This window comes from Botryobacter ruber, assembly GCF_003347595.2.
Classification (GTDB): domain Bacteria; phylum Bacteroidota; class Bacteroidia; order Cytophagales; family Hymenobacteraceae; genus Pontibacter; species Pontibacter ruber_A.
Genome location: NZ_QCZK02000024.1, coordinates 451,633 through 467,818, shown reverse-complemented (window position 1 = coordinate 467,818; position 16,186 = coordinate 451,633). Strand labels below are relative to the sequence as shown.

The 16,186-nt window shown below is 45.9% G+C and carries 11 protein-coding genes; 10 read left to right on the top strand and 1 reads right to left on the bottom strand.

Annotation, left to right across the window (positions count from 1 at the left end; genetic code table 11):
• The first annotated feature begins 68 nt into the window (after window positions 1-68).
• The 10 genes from DCW36_RS07290 to DCW36_RS07245 all read left to right on the top strand — a co-directional run bounded on the left by DCW36_RS07290 (window position 69) and on the right by DCW36_RS07245 (window position 14,476).
• A complete protein-coding gene (locus tag DCW36_RS07290; RefSeq protein ID WP_114777680.1) occupies window positions 69-416 on the top strand; it encodes a hypothetical protein in 348 nt (115 codons plus the stop codon).
• A gap of 3 nt (window positions 417-419) precedes the next feature.
• Window positions 420-1,184: an exodeoxyribonuclease III gene (locus tag DCW36_RS07285; RefSeq protein WP_114777679.1), complete on the top strand. Its 765-nt coding sequence runs from the start codon at window positions 420-422 to the stop codon at window positions 1,182-1,184.
• A 144-nt stretch (window positions 1,185-1,328) separates the two neighbouring features.
• Entirely contained in the window at window positions 1,329-4,667 is a 3,339-nt protein-coding gene (locus DCW36_RS07280; RefSeq protein ID WP_114777678.1) for a DUF4175 family protein, read from the top strand.
• A gap of 30 nt (window positions 4,668-4,697) precedes the next feature.
• Complete coding sequence (locus DCW36_RS07275) at window positions 4,698-5,123, top strand: ATP-binding protein (RefSeq protein ID WP_114777677.1); 426 nt, start codon at window positions 4,698-4,700, stop codon at window positions 5,121-5,123.
• Window positions 5,107-5,535, top strand: a complete 429-nt coding sequence (gene ybeY, locus DCW36_RS07270) for an rRNA maturation RNase YbeY (protein ID WP_114777676.1) — start codon at window positions 5,107-5,109, stop codon at window positions 5,533-5,535. The genes DCW36_RS07275 and ybeY overlap by 17 nt, the downstream gene beginning before the upstream one ends.
• A gap of 66 nt (window positions 5,536-5,601) precedes the next feature.
• Window positions 5,602-7,464 carry a tRNA uridine-5-carboxymethylaminomethyl(34) synthesis enzyme MnmG gene (gene mnmG / locus DCW36_RS07265; protein ID WP_114777675.1) on the top strand — a complete coding sequence of 621 codons (1,863 nt, stop codon included), beginning with the start codon at window positions 5,602-5,604 and terminating at the stop codon, window positions 7,462-7,464.
• Complete coding sequence (locus tag DCW36_RS07260; protein WP_114777674.1) at window positions 7,465-8,352, top strand: class I SAM-dependent methyltransferase; 888 nt, start codon at window positions 7,465-7,467, stop codon at window positions 8,350-8,352. It begins immediately after the preceding gene.
• 84 nt (window positions 8,353-8,436) lie between these two features.
• Window positions 8,437-10,056, top strand: a complete 1,620-nt coding sequence (locus tag DCW36_RS07255; RefSeq protein ID WP_114777673.1) for an Ig-like domain-containing protein — start codon at window positions 8,437-8,439, stop codon at window positions 10,054-10,056.
• Between the two features lie 1,730 nt (window positions 10,057-11,786).
• Window positions 11,787-13,850 (top strand): cation:proton antiporter, encoded by a 2,064-nt coding sequence (locus tag DCW36_RS07250; protein WP_114777671.1) that lies wholly within the window; start codon window positions 11,787-11,789, stop codon window positions 13,848-13,850.
• A 167-nt stretch (window positions 13,851-14,017) separates the two neighbouring features.
• Window positions 14,018-14,476, top strand: a complete 459-nt coding sequence (locus DCW36_RS07245) for a hypothetical protein (RefSeq protein WP_114777670.1) — start codon at window positions 14,018-14,020, stop codon at window positions 14,474-14,476.
• 516 nt (window positions 14,477-14,992) lie between these two features.
• On the opposite strand, the gene DCW36_RS07240 is transcribed toward DCW36_RS07245, so the two are convergent.
• Window positions 14,993-16,135 (bottom strand): hypothetical protein, encoded by a 1,143-nt coding sequence (locus DCW36_RS07240; RefSeq protein ID WP_170312504.1) that lies wholly within the window; start codon window positions 16,133-16,135, stop codon window positions 14,993-14,995.
• Window positions 16,136-16,186 lie beyond the last annotated feature (51 nt).

The window sequence follows — 16,186 nt, the reverse complement described above, 5'->3', positions numbered from 1 at the left end:
TTACTTTCTACCTTTCTAACTTTCTACCTTTTTACCTTTCTAACTTCTAAACTTTCTAACTTATTAATATGGAAGAATCCTCTAATCTCGATCATAGGTGGGCAAACCTGCGGGCCGAACTGATGAAGCAGTTTGGCAAGAAGCCTGACCTCAATGCTATCCTGTTTCTGATAGGCATTCAGGAACTGGGGCAGGGCATCAGCGACTTTACCAAAGAACAGAAGCAGGACCTGATGCACATTGCCACCTGCAAAGTATTCAGCCTGTCGGGCTACTACGAGTTAACGGGCCTCGACGAAGACGGCTGGCCTCATTATAAATCTGTTAAACCTATTCCTTTTACCAATCTTAAAGAACAGGAACAAATGCTCAAGTGGCACATACTCGAGTATTTCAACCGGATGAATGAAATTTAAAAAATGAAAATTATCTCTTACAATGTAAACGGCATCCGCGCCGCCCTCTCCAAAGGTTTCCAGGATTGGCTGCGCGCTGCGAACCCCGACGTGCTCTGCCTGCAGGAAATTAAAGCAGACGAAACCAAGTTCGACAAAGCCGTATTCCAGGAACTGGGCTATAACGTATACCTGCACCCGGCCCTCAAGAAAGGGTATAGTGGGGTAGCCATCCTTTCTAAAACAGAACCCAACCACGTGCAGGTAGGCTGCGGCATAGAGTGCTACGACATGGAGGGCCGGGTTTTAAGAGCCGACTATGATAATTTTTCGGTAATGAGCGTATATATGCCTTCAGGGTCTAGTGGCGAAACGCGTCAGGATTTCAAGATGCAGTGGCTTGACGACTTTTACGATTATATCGGTCAGCTGAAGCAGACACTGCCCGGGCTGGTAATTAGCGGCGACTACAATATCTGCCACCAGCCTATTGATATTCATAATCCGAAAGCCAATGCAAACAGCTCGGGCTTCCTGCCGGAAGAGCGCAGCTGGATGAGCAAATTTATCGGGAGCGGATTTATAGATACCTTCCGGCACTTTAACCAGGAGCCGCATAATTATACCTGGTGGAGTTATCGTGCAGGAGCACGCAACAAAAATCTGGGCTGGCGTATTGATTATAATATGGTAACGGAGAACCTGCGGGAGCGCTTGCAGCGGGCTGCTATCCTGAAAGATGCCTTACATTCCGATCATTGCCCTGTTTTATTGGAAATAGCGCATTGAAATACATACTAAAATGAGTAAATTTAAGTTTATAATTTAAGTTAAACTACGTACGTCTTATGAATTAAAAGTCAGAGGTTTAAGAACTGAAACTTTACCTATAGCAAAGCCCGTATGTAATCACAAATCTGGGGAAGGAAACGCATGGAAAAGAATGGCGCTTTAGACAAGCTGATGAATCAGCTTCAGGAGTTCAAGAAGAAGTTTTATCTGAATATGTTACTGAGAGGCAGCATCTTTGCTGTCGGGCTTCTCCTGTCTATCTACATCGTTTTCAGCCTGTTGGAGTACATGTTTTACTTTCCGGAGGTGGTACGGGCGATACTGCTGTTTTCGTTTGTCGGGATAGTGGTGTATGTGTTTGTACGCTGGATTGTACTACCCCTTACAGCGCTTGCCAACCTGAAGCGCTTGCTTTCTGATGAGCAGGCAGCTCTCCGGGTGGGCCGGCATTATCCCCAGATAAAGGACAAGCTCCTGAACGCCATCCAGCTGCGCGACCTCGATAAAACAAACGAACTGATAGCAGCGAGTATCGAACAGCGCTCAAGCCAGTTGCTGCCCTTCCGGTTTACAGATGCCGTTACGTACAAAGAGAACAAGCCGCTTCTCAAGTATATTGCCCTGCCCACCGTCGTTGCCCTGCTGATTGCTTTAGTGTATCCGACCATTTTTGTACAGGGCACCGAGCGCATCATCAACTACGACAAGCATTATGCGCCGGCTGCGCCTTTCGAGTTCAATGTGCTGAACGATGAACTCAGGACATACAGGGGAGAAGACTTTGAACTGAAAGTTGATATTGAAGGTCGTGCTCTCCCCAACGAGGTATTCATCCACTACAACGGGCGCAGACAGAAGCTGGTAAAGAACAAGAACAGCAACCAGTACAGCTATACCTTCAAGCAACTTCAGAAGCCGGTAGAATTCCAGCTGGAAGGGTCCGGGTTTATGTCGGATGAATATAACCTGCAACTGCTTTCGCGCCCCAACCTGAAAAATTTCCAGATGGAGGTGGTATATCCTTCTTATCTAGGACGTAAACCTGAAGTAGTAAAAAACACCGGCAATGCCACCATTCCCGAAGGTAGCACCCTGAACTGGAGCTTCGATGCTACCGAAACCGAAAGCATAAACCTGTCATTTCCGGAGCCTGCTCAAACTATAGAAGCAGAAGAAAATGGAAATGTTTTCACGGCCAGCAAGCAGTTCAACCAAAGCCAGGCTTACTCTATTAAGCTGCAGAATGCGCACAGCACCAACAAAGAAGACATCAGCTACCAGATCAACACCATCCCGGACCGCCATCCGCAGATTACAATCGAGCAGTTCCGGGATACAGCTCTGTTCCGGTTCCTGGTAGTAGGAGGGGACGTGTCTGACGACTATGGCCTCACCGCCCTGACCCTCAAGTACCGTGTCAGCAACGATAAATCGGCACAGGATGCCAAATACAAAAGCATACCGCTGCCGCTCAACAAGCAGCAGCTTAGCCAGACCTATTACTACCAATGGAACACGAGCAGTCTGAACCTGGCACCCGGCGACAAGCTGGAGTACTTCGTACAGGTCTGGGACAACGACGGCATCCATGGCCGCAAGAACGCCCGCACCCGCTCTTTCGAGTTTAAGGTCCCTACCAAAAAAGACCTGGAAAAAGAGCTGGCAAATAATGCGCAGTCGGTGGAGGGCCAGATAAGCAAGTCGCTCCAGAAGGCTACCCAGCTCCAGCAGGAGTTGGCCCGAACAGAGGAGAAGATGAAGACCAAGCGCGACATGACCTGGCAGGACAAGAAGAAGCTGGAAGACCTGGTGGCAAAGAAAAAGCAGCTGGAGCAGGATATTAATTCCATGAAAGAGCTCTTCGACCAGCTCAACCAGAAGCAGAACATGATGTCGGAGCAGGACAAGCAGCTGGCCGAAAAAGCAAAGGAACTTCAGAAGCTGATGGAGAACCTGCTGGATGAGGAAACGAAGAAGCTTTACGAAGAACTGGAGAAACTCCTGCAGGAGCAGCGCCCTAACGACCCCGAACTGCAAAAACTACTGAGCCAGCTCGACAACAAGGAACGTAACCTGGAGAAGGAGCTGGAGCGAGCGCTAGAATTATTTAAGCAGCTCCAGTTTGAGCAGAAGCTCGACAACGTAACCAAGAAGCTGGATGAGCTGGCCAAAGAGCAAAAGGACCTGGCTCAGAAAACCGAAGAGACCGATACGAAGCAGGAAAAGAAAGAGAACAACGAGCAACTGCAGCAGCAACAGGAAGAGATAAAGCAGGAGTTCGAAGACCTGAAAAAGGAGATGGACGAGCTAAAAGACCTGAACGATAAACTGGAACAACCGAACCAGATGGACCAGGAACAGCAGGACCAGATGGAGCAGCAGATAGAACAGGACATGGAGAAAGGCCAGGAACAGCTTGAGAAACAACAGAACAAAAAGGCGAGCGAGTCGCAGCAGAAGGCAGGGCAGAAGATGCAGCAGATGGCTCAGAAAATGCAGGAGATGCAGAGCAGCATGAGCCAGGAAAACCAGGCGCAGAACCTCGACAACCTCCGCGACATCCTCGAAAACCTGATCAAGCTATCATTCGACCAGGAAGCGCTCATGAAGTCGTTCCGGGGTGTTAACCAGAGCGATCCGCGTTTTGTTACCTTATCGCAACAGCAGCTCAACCTCCGCGACAACGCCAAGGTAATTGAAGACAGCTTGTTTGCATTGGCCAAAAAGGTATTCCAGCTGCAGTCGTTTGTAACGCGCGAAGTGTCGCAAATGAACCAGAGCATGGACAACAGCATGAAAGAACTCAAAGACCGGAATGTGGGCCGTGCCACGGCGCAGCAGCAAATGGCCATGACCTCGATGAACAATCTGGCCCTGATGCTCAACGATGCCCTCAAGCAAATGCAGGAAGCGATGCAGCAGCAGATGCCGGGCAGCAAGTCTGGAAAACAGAAAGGGAACAAACCAAAACCCGGCGATTTAGGGCAAATGCAGCAGCAACTGAATAAAAAGATAGAAGAATTGAAAAAAGGCAACCAGTCAGGCAAGGCACTTTCTGAAGAATTAGCTAAATTGGCTGCAGAGCAGGAAGCCCTCCGAAATGCCTTGAAAGAGATGGAGCAGCAAGGTCAGAAACCCGGCGAAAACGGCAAGAACGGCGACATGGGAAATATTAGCAAGATGATGGAACAAACCGAAACTGATCTCGTTAATAAACGACTGACTGAGCAAACGCTTATGAGACAACGGGAAATACTGACGCGTTTACTCGAAGCCGAAAACTCCATGAAGGAGCGGGAACTGGACAACAAACGTGAAGCCAGAACCGCGCAGGATATTCCGCGAAAAGTACCGGAATCTTTTGAACGTTATTTAAAAGCAAAAGAAAAACAAACCGAATTGCTTAAAACAGTGCCACCGTCGTTGTCGCCCTACTATAAGCAAAAGGTAAATGAGTATTTTCAAAAAACTGATATTTAATTACGCACCAACAGCCATACACTTTTTATTATGAATCAAGTTAAAATTCAGATTCCTTCCCTGATCGAGAACATTAGAGTGATCGAGAGCTTTATCGATAACTCTAAGGAAGAATTCGAGTTTGAGGATGATATTTATGGGAACATAATGGTAGCTGTTACCGAAACGGTTAACAACGCTATCCGCCATGGCAATAAATTCGACAAGGATAAAAATGTTTACCTCACACTCCAGGTAGAAGATAATCTATTAAAGTTTGAAGTTGAAGACGAAGGTCCTGGTTTTGATTACAACAATCTTCCGGATCCAACCGCACCCGAAAATCTCGAAAGTCCCGGTGGCCGTGGTATCTTCTTAATGCAGAACCTTTGCGATGAGGTAAACTTTATGGAGAACGGCAAAAGAGTTCAACTTGTATTTAACATCACAGCGCCACAGAATGGATCATCAAATTGAGTTTGTAAGCGAAGACATCGACTTCGCGCTTACAAACCCAGAACAGATTGCAAAATGGATTACCAGGGTAATAGAGCAGCATAAGCAGGAGTTAGGAATAGTAACTTACATTTTTTGCTCCGACGATTACCTGCACAACATTAACCTGGAGTACCTCGATCACGACACACTCACAGATATCATCACCTTCAATAATGCCGACGAAGAGGGCATCATTGAAGGTGATATTTTTATAAGCATAGATCGCGTGCGCGACAATGCCCAATCCCTTGGCTTGTCTTTCGAAGACGAACTGCACCGCGTCATGATACATGGCATTCTTCACCTGCTTGGTTTCAAAGACAAAACAAAGAAGGAGGCAGAGCAAATGCGTAAACAAGAAGATTCTTCCTTATCTTTGCGTAATTTTTAATCACTAAAGGAATTATACCTTCTCTTTCTGATGTTTCACGTGAAACATCATTTAAATCGAAAATACATGTTTGCTGAATACGATATTATAGTTGTTGGTGCCGGGCATGCAGGCTGTGAAGCCGCGGCAGCTGCAGCAAAAATGGGTTCAAAGGTGCTGCTGGCAACCATGAACATGAATACAATTGCCCAAATGTCCTGCAACCCTGCAATGGGTGGCGTGGCCAAAGGACAGATAGTACGCGAAGTGGATGCACTGGGAGGCATGAGCGGAATCATTACCGACCAGACCATGATCCAATTCCGCATGCTGAACAAATCGAAAGGACCTGCTATGTGGAGCCCGCGCGCACAAAGCGACCGCATGCGGTTTGCCGAAGCATGGCGCCTCTCGCTGGAACAAACAGAGAACGTAGACTTCTGGCAGGAGATGGTCGTGGGGCTGGTTGTAGAGAATGGAAAAGTAGCAGGCGTACGCACCAGCCTGGGGATAACCATACGTGCAAAAGCGGTTGTGCTTACAAACGGCACGTTTTTGAATGGCATTATCCACATAGGGGAGAAGCAGCTGGGAGGAGGAAGAGCCGCCGAAAAATCAGCCAAAGGCCTGACAGAGCAGCTGATTGAACTAGGCTTTGAAGCAGGCCGCATGAAGACCGGAACACCTCCGCGCGTAGATGGTCGCTCGCTCGACTACAGCCGTATGGAAGAACAGTTCGGCGACGAGAATCCTTCTAAATTCTCTTATACCGAAACAGAGCCGCTGGCAAAACAACGCAGCTGCTTTATTACCTATACCAACTCCGAAGTACACGAAATCCTGAAAACCGGCTTCGAAAAATCGCCGATGTTCCAGGGACGTATACAAGGCCTTGGCCCACGCTATTGCCCGTCGATAGAAGATAAAATTAACCGCTTTGCTGACCGCGACCGTCACCAGATTTTTGTGGAGCCGGAAGGATGGAATACCGTGGAAGTGTATGTAAACGGTTTCTCCAGTTCCTTGCCGGAAGATGTACAGCTCAAAGCGCTTCGTAAAATTGTTGGATTTGAGAATGCAAAGATGTTCCGCCCGGGCTATGCCATCGAGTACGACTTCTTCCCGCCAACACAGCTGAACCTGACTCTGGAAACAAAGCTGGTAGAAAACCTTTACTTTGCAGGCCAGATAAACGGAACAACAGGCTACGAAGAAGCAGCCTGCCAGGGACTGATGGCCGGCATCAATGCACACAACAAGATCAACAACAAAGAGCCGTTTGTACTAAAACGTTCGGAGGCTTACATTGGTGTTTTAATAGACGACCTGGTAAACAAAGGCACAGAAGAGCCTTACCGTATGTTTACGTCGCGTGCCGAACACAGAATTCTGTTGCGCCAGGACAACGCCGATATCCGCCTGACCAAACTTGGTTACGACCTTGGCCTGGCCGATGAAAGCCGGTTAAAAGATGTGGAAAACAAAATTGCCGAAACAGCCGAAATCATTCAATACTTACAGAACAAGCCAATTGAAGCCGGAGAAATCAACAGCATGCTGGAGAGCCTGGGGTCGGCGCCAATTGTAGAAAAGCAACGGGCAGGGCAACTGCTGAAACGGCCTAATGTAGAAATTAAATACTTGGCAGCAGCAGTACCGGCTGTAGCAGAGTTCCTGAAGAAGTTCAAAGTCGATAGCATCGAACAAGCTGAAATAGCTGTGAAGTACGAAAGCTATATTGACAAAGAGCATCTGATGGCTGCTAAAATGGGCGAGCTGGAAAACTACATCATCAAAGAACGAATCGATTACAGAAAAATACCTGCCTTATCGGCAGAAGCACGGGAGAAATTACTCAAAGTAAACCCGGAAACAATAGGGCAGGCATCGCGCATAAGTGGTGTTTCGCCAGCCGATATTTCAGTGCTAATGGTATACCTAGGAAAATAAATGAGCTACGAAAGACTGGAAAACTGCCCGATCTGTGGCAAACAAGAGTTCAAAAATTTTTTAGTAGTAACTGACAACGCTGTATCTAAAGAGAGTTTCGTAATTGTGGAATGCGAGAACTGCAGTTTCAAATTTACGAACCCCAGACCCGACGAGGCAAGCATAGGAGCCTACTACGAATCAGATGATTACATCTCGCACAGCAACATAAAAACCGGCATTATTAACAGAGCGTACCACATGGTGCGCTCTATTACTACCCGTCAGAAAGTAGATCTTATCAACAGGTACTCACACGGAAAAGGAAGCTTGCTGGACTATGGCTGTGGCACCGGTATTTTCCTGACAGCAGCAAAAAAAGACGGTTGGGAAATAAGAGGAGTAGAACCAAATGCGAAAGCCAGGGCAATAGCATCGGAGCAAACAGGTGAGATTATCGCAAAATCACTGGATGAAATAGAGGGCGAAAAGTTTGAGGTGATTACGCTGTGGCATGTACTGGAACATATTCACAGGCTGAACGAAACGCTGGAACAAATACTGTCGCTGCTTCAGGAAGATGGAACCTTGATCATAGCAGTGCCCAATGCCGACTCGCACGATGCCCAGCAGTACCGGGAAGACTGGGCGGCCTACGACGTTCCGCGTCACCTGTACCACTTCACACAACCCACCATGAAGCGTTTGCTGAAGAAGCATAAAATGGTGCTGGAAGAAGTACTCCCGATGAAGTTTGACGCTTATTATGTAAGCATGCTTAGCGAAAAACATAAGGAGGGTAAAACAAAAATGATCAGCAGCGTACTGAGTGGCTTAAAATCGAATAGTTATGCAGAGAAAAACGGGAACGATTATTCCAGCCTCATATTTGTAGCAAAACGGAAATAAACAAATCTAAAAGCTGTTAAAGCTTAACAACCATAGAAGGCAGACGAAAGTTTGCCTCTTTTAATTTAAAACCTACCAGACTAAATGAAGTTAGCCCACTTACTACTAACGGCGGCAACCACAGGCATACTGGGTGCATGTGCATCGGTAAGTTCACCCGAAGGCGGACCAAAAGACGAAACAAATCCATCACTGGTTAGCAGCACACCAACCCAGGGAGAACTGAATGTAAAAACCCAGGTAATAACTTTAGATTTTGATGAGGAAGTGCAGCCAAATAAACTGAATTCGGAACTCCTCATTACACCCAATGTAGATAATAAGTTTACGGTGTTGTCTAAGAGAGAACGGCTGCAGCTTACATTTGAGAAACCGCTGGAAGAAAATACAACTTACACCCTTAACTTCAGAGAGGGCGTACAGGACATCACCGAGAAAAATCCTGCAAAAGACCTGCGGCTTACATTTAGTACCGGCAATTATATAGACTCCAGCAGGGTAAGTGGAAAAGTAATGCAGCTCCTTACCCAGACCCCCGAAAAAGAAGCCATCGTAGCACTTTATCCCATAACTGATACGTTGAACATCCGGAAAAATCCACCGTACTACCAGGCCATGACTAACGAGGCAGGGGAGTTCAGTTTCGAGAATATCAAAGAAGGGGAGTACAGGCTGTTTGCCCTTATCGATAAAAACAAAAACAGCTACTACGACAACGAAAGCGAGCGGATAGGCTATAAGGAAAATCCGATCAGCGTTACCCCAACAACAGATTCGGTATTACTCCAGACCGTGCGCATCGATACCAAGAAACCACTGCCTCCAAGGCGGGAGCAGTTCCAGGACAGAGTGCTGCTAACCTATAACGAAGGCCTGACAAGCATTAAAGGAACACCTGTGGAAAACCCAAAAGATTCCATTCTTTATAAGATGCAAGAAGACGGAAAGATTGTGCATATCTTCGCCGGAAATGGCTTTACAGGAGGTAGAGCCGTGTTTTCGGTAGCAGACTCTGCAGGCAACCAGTCCGTAGATTCGTTAACAGTGGCATTTGAAGGCAAGCGATCTCAACTGATTCGGGGAGCAGCTTTTAAAGTAGCAGGAGGCAAGGGCGGTACAACTGCAACCTATCGGAAAGGACAGCCGGTAACCATAGAAATGCAGACACCCGTTAAAGTAACAGGCCCGGAACCCATCGCATTGTTGGCAGACTCTGTGGTAGTACAGAACATAAAGTACCCGGAACAAATCACCCTGGACAAAACAGCTACCGAATTAACTTTTACACTGCCTGCTACAAACAATAAAATAAACCAGTTGATCGTAAAATTAGATAGTACAGCCATAGTTCCTGTACAAGGTGCACCTCTCCAACTACCTAACCTTACCATCATCAAAGCCGAAGAAAAAGGCACAGGAAGTGTGAAAGGCGCTGTTGTTTCCGACTACAAATCTTATTTTATACAGCTGCTGAACTCCGAAGGGCAACTTTTAAAGGAAGTCCAGAACCAGAAAACATTCCACTTCCGGAACCTGGAGCCTGGTGCCTATGCCATCAGGGTATTGGTAGACGAAGACAATAATGGCAAATGGCGATCCGGGGATCCAAAGCTTCGCCAGGAACCGGAGAAGGTGTACATGTACCCAAAACCAATTGAAATAAGAGCCAACTGGGACCTGGATGATGTAAGGCTAGTGTTTTAGCAGGAGTAGAAGCAAATGCAGAAAATAATGAAAGGAGCCACCACGGCTCCTTTTTTTGTTCATGCGGCTTTTGAAGACCGCCTGCAGAAGCTCAACTCCCATGAAATATGCACAGGTAATACCAAATAGCAAATAACCTATTCCACAAAAAACACTCCTTTTGTCATCCCGAAGGGATCTCGTGAGCAAGCTGCACTTAGGCCAGCTATAAGTAGGTTTAAAATGAAAGATCATTTTAGCTAACCAATGTGCAGTTCGACCACAAGATCCCTTTGGGATGACAAAGGAGAATGGTTTGTGGAACTGAGTAAATACTATTTGGTATAAGTTAAAAATTGAATTAAAAAGTCTGCTGCAGCTGCCACCACACCCTCTGCTCCAAACCATAACAGCTGTGGACAAACAATCCCCAAAAAGGATATCAGTAGCTTCCGAAAGCATACAGCAAGGTTTATTAACAGCAACAGCCGCTCTAAATCCAGCTTTATAAACAGCAGCAGAAGACAAAGCTTATCGCTTGTACCGGTGGTAATAAGAAAGCAAATCTGGCAGCTGCAAAGAAACCAGAAATGTTCTGCAGCTACTGCCACCATTTCCTCACCTGCACCTCCAGAGCCAGACTACAAACTAACCCTGAACGAGCAGCTGCAACGTAACTGCAGCATCAGAAGAACCGAAGCGCGATAAAGCTTATCCTTACCTCTACCTACTTCCCCAGCTTCATTTATCCTACCATCAATCTTCTGCACCAGCCACCACAGTTACTGCACAACCAGGAAGAAAGGCTTGTGATAGTATAGCTTCTTTACCCGCTGAAAAAACGGGAGACCTATAATACTAAGCCAGGCTTACAGCTACAACAATAGAAACTGATCAGGCAGAAGGAGCTAAATGAAACCTGCTCTGACTTCAAATTCCTTCACCAAAAATCAGCCGATGAAATTTCACCTTCTTGTAAACCGTAACACTTTTGGTGCACAAGATTCTCCCACTGCTGCATAGCCACTGCTGGCCACGGAAGCAAATTTAAAGGAGTATATCCAGTCTGAAGTTCTTTCACAGCCAACCTGGGCAAGTACTTCCTGCCACAATAACAAATGAGTAAAAACAAGTGCAGCAGGAAAACTTAATTACCACTTTCTGGGAAAAAATTTCCGGAATACACGTATGAGAAATCTTCATCAGGAAGAAAAAAAGCGAATTCAGAAACAAGGCCAGATTAATCAACAGCTGCTGGGGGAAAACTGTGGATAAATGTGAACAAGATTCTGATAACTCAGAAACACCAGAGGCAAGAGGAGGGGAGAACGGCCGTGAAACATGCAAAAAGTGGAAAGAGGTGCACAAATATGAGCAACAAAACCTATTATCCACTTATATGTGCAGCGTGTATAACGTAATACACACAGAATATGGAAAAGTGTATAAGTGAAGTAAAGAACTGGAAGTGAGAAAAAAGGAAAAAGGAAAGCTGTGGGAAGAAAAGTGAATAAAGGAAAAGTATGAACAAGTTATGCGCAGAAGGACCAGAAGGGGCAACTTATCAACTTATAAACAGCCTAAATAATGAAAGAAAGAATATTTAAAAGTTTAAGTTTTTTAAAATAAATAGAAAGTTGAAAATGTGGAAAGGAGGAAAAGGGGAGAGAAAAGAGAAGCCTGGAAGAGGAAATTCAAAAAAAAAGAAGTGTATATTTAGATCATAAAGCACACGCAGCAGAAACTAAACTATGATATATTTATTAAAGCTGACATTACCCTTCGAAGATCCGATCCTGATATTCACGTTGGTGCTGCTCATTATTCTGGTTGCGCCAATCGTGTTGAACAGGCTCAGAATACCAGGAATAGTGGGGCTGATACTGGCGGGGGTGATTTTGGGACCAAACGGTTTCGGCGTGCTGGAACGCGATGCAAGTATTGTTCTGTTCGGAACAGTAGGGCTCCTGTACATAATGTTCCAGGCAGGGCTCGAAATCGATATGATTGATTTTAAAAAGTATAAAATTAGAAGTATCGTATTTGGAGCACTAACCTTTCTGATACCCATATTACTGGGAACAGCCGTATTTTTCTACCTGCACGGCTACCAGATAAAACCAGCAATATTACTGGCCAGCATGTTCTCGCCACATACCCTGCTGGCTTACCCCATCGTAAGCAGGCTGGGCTTAAGCAAAAATGAAGCAGTAACCTTAACCATTGGAGGCACACTGGTAACAGATACAGCAGTACTGTTTGTACTGGCAGTTATCATCAATACAACCCACGGCGACACAGGCATGTGGTTCTGGGTATTTATGGTTATAGAGATGATCATATTTGTGGTGGTGGTACTGTGGCTGTTTCCGAAAATGGCGAAATGGATGTTTAAGCAGCTGGAAAGTGAAAAAGGAGCGCAGTATATCTTTGTACTGACTGTGATATTTGCGGCAGCTTTTCTTTCGGAACTGGCAGGAATGGAACCTATCATCGGGGCGTTCCTGGCAGGCCTTGCCATGAACCCGCTGATTCCGCACACATCGGCGCTCATGAACAGGATTGAGTTTGTGGGCAACAACATCTTTATTCCCTTCTTCCTGATCAGTACAGGCATGCTCGTAGACGTAACGGAACTGTTTACAGATACCAACGCTATGCTTATTGCGGGAACGATCGTTGTACTGGCTCCGCTGGCTAAATATGCAGCCGCTTTTCTGACACAAAAAATATTTAAGTTCAGCATTCTGCAGCGCAACCTGATTTTTGGCTTAAGCAGCGCCCATGCAGCCGCAACACTGGCAGTAGTACTGGCTGGCTACGAGATAGGGCTGATTGGCGAAAGCGCCCTGAACGGAGCTGTCGTGCTGATTTTAGTTTCGAGTGTGGTCAGTTCGTTTGCAACAGAAAAAACAGCCAGAAAGCTGGCCATTATCGAGAGCAGGCGAAAACCCAACCTGAGCGAAAAACCCGACAGGATACTGGTGCCGATTGCCAATCCGGAAACGATAGAGAACCTGATCGATCTGGCTATCATGCTCAAGAACCCCGATTACAAGCAGCCCATTTATCCGCTGGCTGTGGTCATAGATAACGACCAGGCCGAAGAAGAGATATATCAGAAAAACAAAATGCTGCAGGAGGCTTTAAAATACGCTTCAGCCACAGACAGCGACGTGCAGCTGGTTTCGAAAATCGACATCAACATAGCCAGCGGAATATTGCGGGCTATAAAGGAATTGATGATAACCGAAGTTATCCTGGGATGGAACGCTAAAATAACAACCCGCGACAGAATATTCGGAACCATACTGGATAGCCTGCTTGAGAATACGGAGCAGATGATCCTGGTGTGCAAACTAATGCAGCCACTCAACACCACGCAGCGGATTGTGATAGTCGTACCGAAAAATGCAGAGCTCGAACGGGGCTTTTTAAGGTGGGTACGCGCAATGAAGCTGCTGGCGCATCAGGTGGGGGCCAGAATCGTGTTCCAATCCAACAGAAGGTCGCTAAACAAGCTGAAAAGTGCAGTAAAAGCTAACAAGCCGGAAGTGGAAGTAGATTACCAGCTTTTTGGGGGCATGCGCGATTTCGAAAACAAGAATTCGGAAATAGTAAAGGACGATATGGTAGTGGTGATATTGGGCAGGAGAGGAACAGTATCGTACAACAGCAACATGGATTACGTGCCACGGGTACTTTCGCGGAACTACAAGCATAACAGTTTTATCATTGTATATCCGGAGCAATACCCCGTGGTATACAACGACAGCCAGGTAAAAGCTGCCAGCAACAAGGGCGAGAAAGTATAAGACCAGAAAACAAAGCACGAAAAAAGAGGTAACCCAAAGCACCTGCGAAACTTTTAAAGCAGAAACAGGTATGAAAAAAACTGAAAAATGGTAAATTGCTTGCTAACGAATTTGCAAAATTAGGATTTCAATTATCTTTGCATTAATAAGAAACATAGCATAATATCATGATTAACAAAGACATCAGGTTGGGTAAAGGACTTGGTAAGATCAAGTTTGGCCTAACAATGGAAGAAGTAAAAGACCTGATAGGAGATCCCGAAGAAATAGAAGAGTCAGAAGAGGAAGATGAGTTTGAACACGAAGCCTGGAACTACTGGGAAGAAGGTTATTCGCTTTACTTTGATAAAGAAGATGATTACAGGCTTAGCTGTATAGAAACAGCAAACCGGGAAGTGCAGCTTTGGGGCGAACGGATTTTCGAAATGAGTCCTGAGCAGGTAAAACAACTCTTTGCCGATAATGATATCTCCGATCTGGATGAAGAAGAGATGGAAACCGGCGAAACCCGCGTTTCTTACGAAAAGGAAATGATCGATCTGTATTTTGACGATGACCAGTTGATAGCAGTAAATTTCGGTGTGTTTATCAACGATAACCTGGATGTTATCTGGCCCGAGAAATAATTTACCACTACATACATTTAACTCATCCCGACCGGCTGCAATGCTGGCCGGGATTTTTTTTGTAACTGGTACTTAACAGCAGAGGCTGTGGTGGCTGGCGCAGCAGAACAAAAACAGTAACCACATCTTCCTGTGATCAGGTCCCGGGCACCCGGTAAAAGCTGCTGTCTGTTTCAAAGGCCGGTTCAGGCAATAAACGACTTTACTGCTGCTGCGACCATAGCCACTGCTTCTGCTAAAAATTGCTCAGCAGGGTTAAAAGGAGAGCAGAAACAGAGCGGAAAAGGTCAGAAGAACGGCAGACAGACTGTGTGTAAAATAGCCAAAGGAATAACTCCAGGTGAAGTGAATAAACAGCAGGAAAAAGGCTTCTGGTAGCCCTATTGAAGAAAATCATTTCCGGAAATGGATGGAGGGACAGCCGTGTTATTCACAGAAATTAAAACAAGGAAAGTGCAGAAACAAGAAGAGCCGGATAAATACCCGGCTCTTCTTGTTTCTGTTTCAGAAAAGGAATTACTTAAAAAGGAAATCTTTAATCTCCTGCTGAATAACAGGATTGATCGCAACAGCTAAAATAATAGAGATAATCAAACCAATTGCGACAGACAAAATATCGCGGCCAATCAGGCTGAAGGTTTTTGCAAACTTGGTTGTGCTGTCCTGCGAGCGGATACGGATACCCAGCTCACGTCCGGCAAGCAAGCCCACAAACACCCAGGTAGTACTCATTGGGATGTTGTTAACTTCTTTAAAGTAATAAAGAATGATGGAGTAAACAAGGTCAATGATGGTGGCGCTTCGGACATCCCGCACCTCCGACTTTTCGTTGATGATGTGCTGGATTTTATCGCCCTTCATGTAGAAGAGGAAACCCATGCCCAGGAAAATATAAGCTGCAAAAGCAGTAAACTCGCCGGTGGACAAACTGCGGGGCAGGTATACTGCCACGTTGGCCAAATCCTGCGCCAGCCAGGTGTGCCACAGGAAACCACTGATTACCCACTGCGCTACAACCCAGGCGCCATGTGCTTCGCCTTTGATGAGGCGCTTTAATAAGCCCGAAAGGGCCAGGTAAATAAGCAAGGCAGCAACAAAAGCAGCAATGTAGCCCATCAAACTTTTATTGATCATGCTTAGAATGGCACCGGAACTCACCGTAAACACACTTAACAGCATGAAGGTGGTAGACACCGGAATACGGAAGCGGGTAAGCAGCATCAGGATGATAGGAGCCGCCAGCTGCAGAAACACGAAGTTGTCCGGATTTTGGTCGAAGCCTTTGGAGGCAAGCCGCTGGTAGGTTACATCGCCGTTAAACATGTACCAGCTGTAAAAAACAGTGCCCAAAAATATGGAACCCATAAACAGCCACTGCCAGTACCATTTCTTATCTTCATTGGAAACGATAAAGGTACCGATGGTCTGTATACTGTCGTTGGCAATGGCAGAGTAACCTGCAAAAGCAAAACCTACCCACATCGCAATAGAAGCATAGGGATAAATAACACCGGCCAGAATGAGGGAGAAGGCAATGAAATACAGGAATTTTTTTTCTTTCTCAATCAGAATGTCAAAAAGGCCGAATCGCTTTCTGAACTTATAGGGTTGGGTGGGGACTACAATTCTTTTGGTACTGCCTTTTTTACGCTTAGCCATTTTGACCATATTTTGCTGAAAATGAAAAACTGCGCAAGTTAAAATAAAATG

Coding starts and splice junctions, on each gene's coding strand:
- DCW36_RS07290 (WP_114777680.1), top strand. CDS start 69: ATGGAAGAATCCTCTAATCTCGATCATAGGTGGGCAAACCTGCGGGCC.
- DCW36_RS07285 (WP_114777679.1), top strand. CDS start 420: ATGAAAATTATCTCTTACAATGTAAACGGCATCCGCGCCGCCCTCTCC.
- DCW36_RS07280 (WP_114777678.1), top strand. CDS start 1,329: ATGGAAAAGAATGGCGCTTTAGACAAGCTGATGAATCAGCTTCAGGAG.
- DCW36_RS07275 (WP_114777677.1), top strand. CDS start 4,698: ATGAATCAAGTTAAAATTCAGATTCCTTCCCTGATCGAGAACATTAGA.
- ybeY (WP_114777676.1), top strand. CDS start 5,107: ATGGATCATCAAATTGAGTTTGTAAGCGAAGACATCGACTTCGCGCTT.
- mnmG (WP_114777675.1), top strand. CDS start 5,602: ATGTTTGCTGAATACGATATTATAGTTGTTGGTGCCGGGCATGCAGGC.
- DCW36_RS07260 (WP_114777674.1), top strand. CDS start 7,465: ATGAGCTACGAAAGACTGGAAAACTGCCCGATCTGTGGCAAACAAGAG.
- DCW36_RS07255 (WP_114777673.1), top strand. CDS start 8,437: ATGAAGTTAGCCCACTTACTACTAACGGCGGCAACCACAGGCATACTG.
- DCW36_RS07250 (WP_114777671.1), top strand. CDS start 11,787: ATGATATATTTATTAAAGCTGACATTACCCTTCGAAGATCCGATCCTG.
- DCW36_RS07245 (WP_114777670.1), top strand. CDS start 14,018: ATGATTAACAAAGACATCAGGTTGGGTAAAGGACTTGGTAAGATCAAG.
- DCW36_RS07240 (WP_170312504.1), bottom strand. CDS start 16,135: ATGGCTAAGCGTAAAAAAGGCAGTACCAAAAGAATTGTAGTCCCCACC.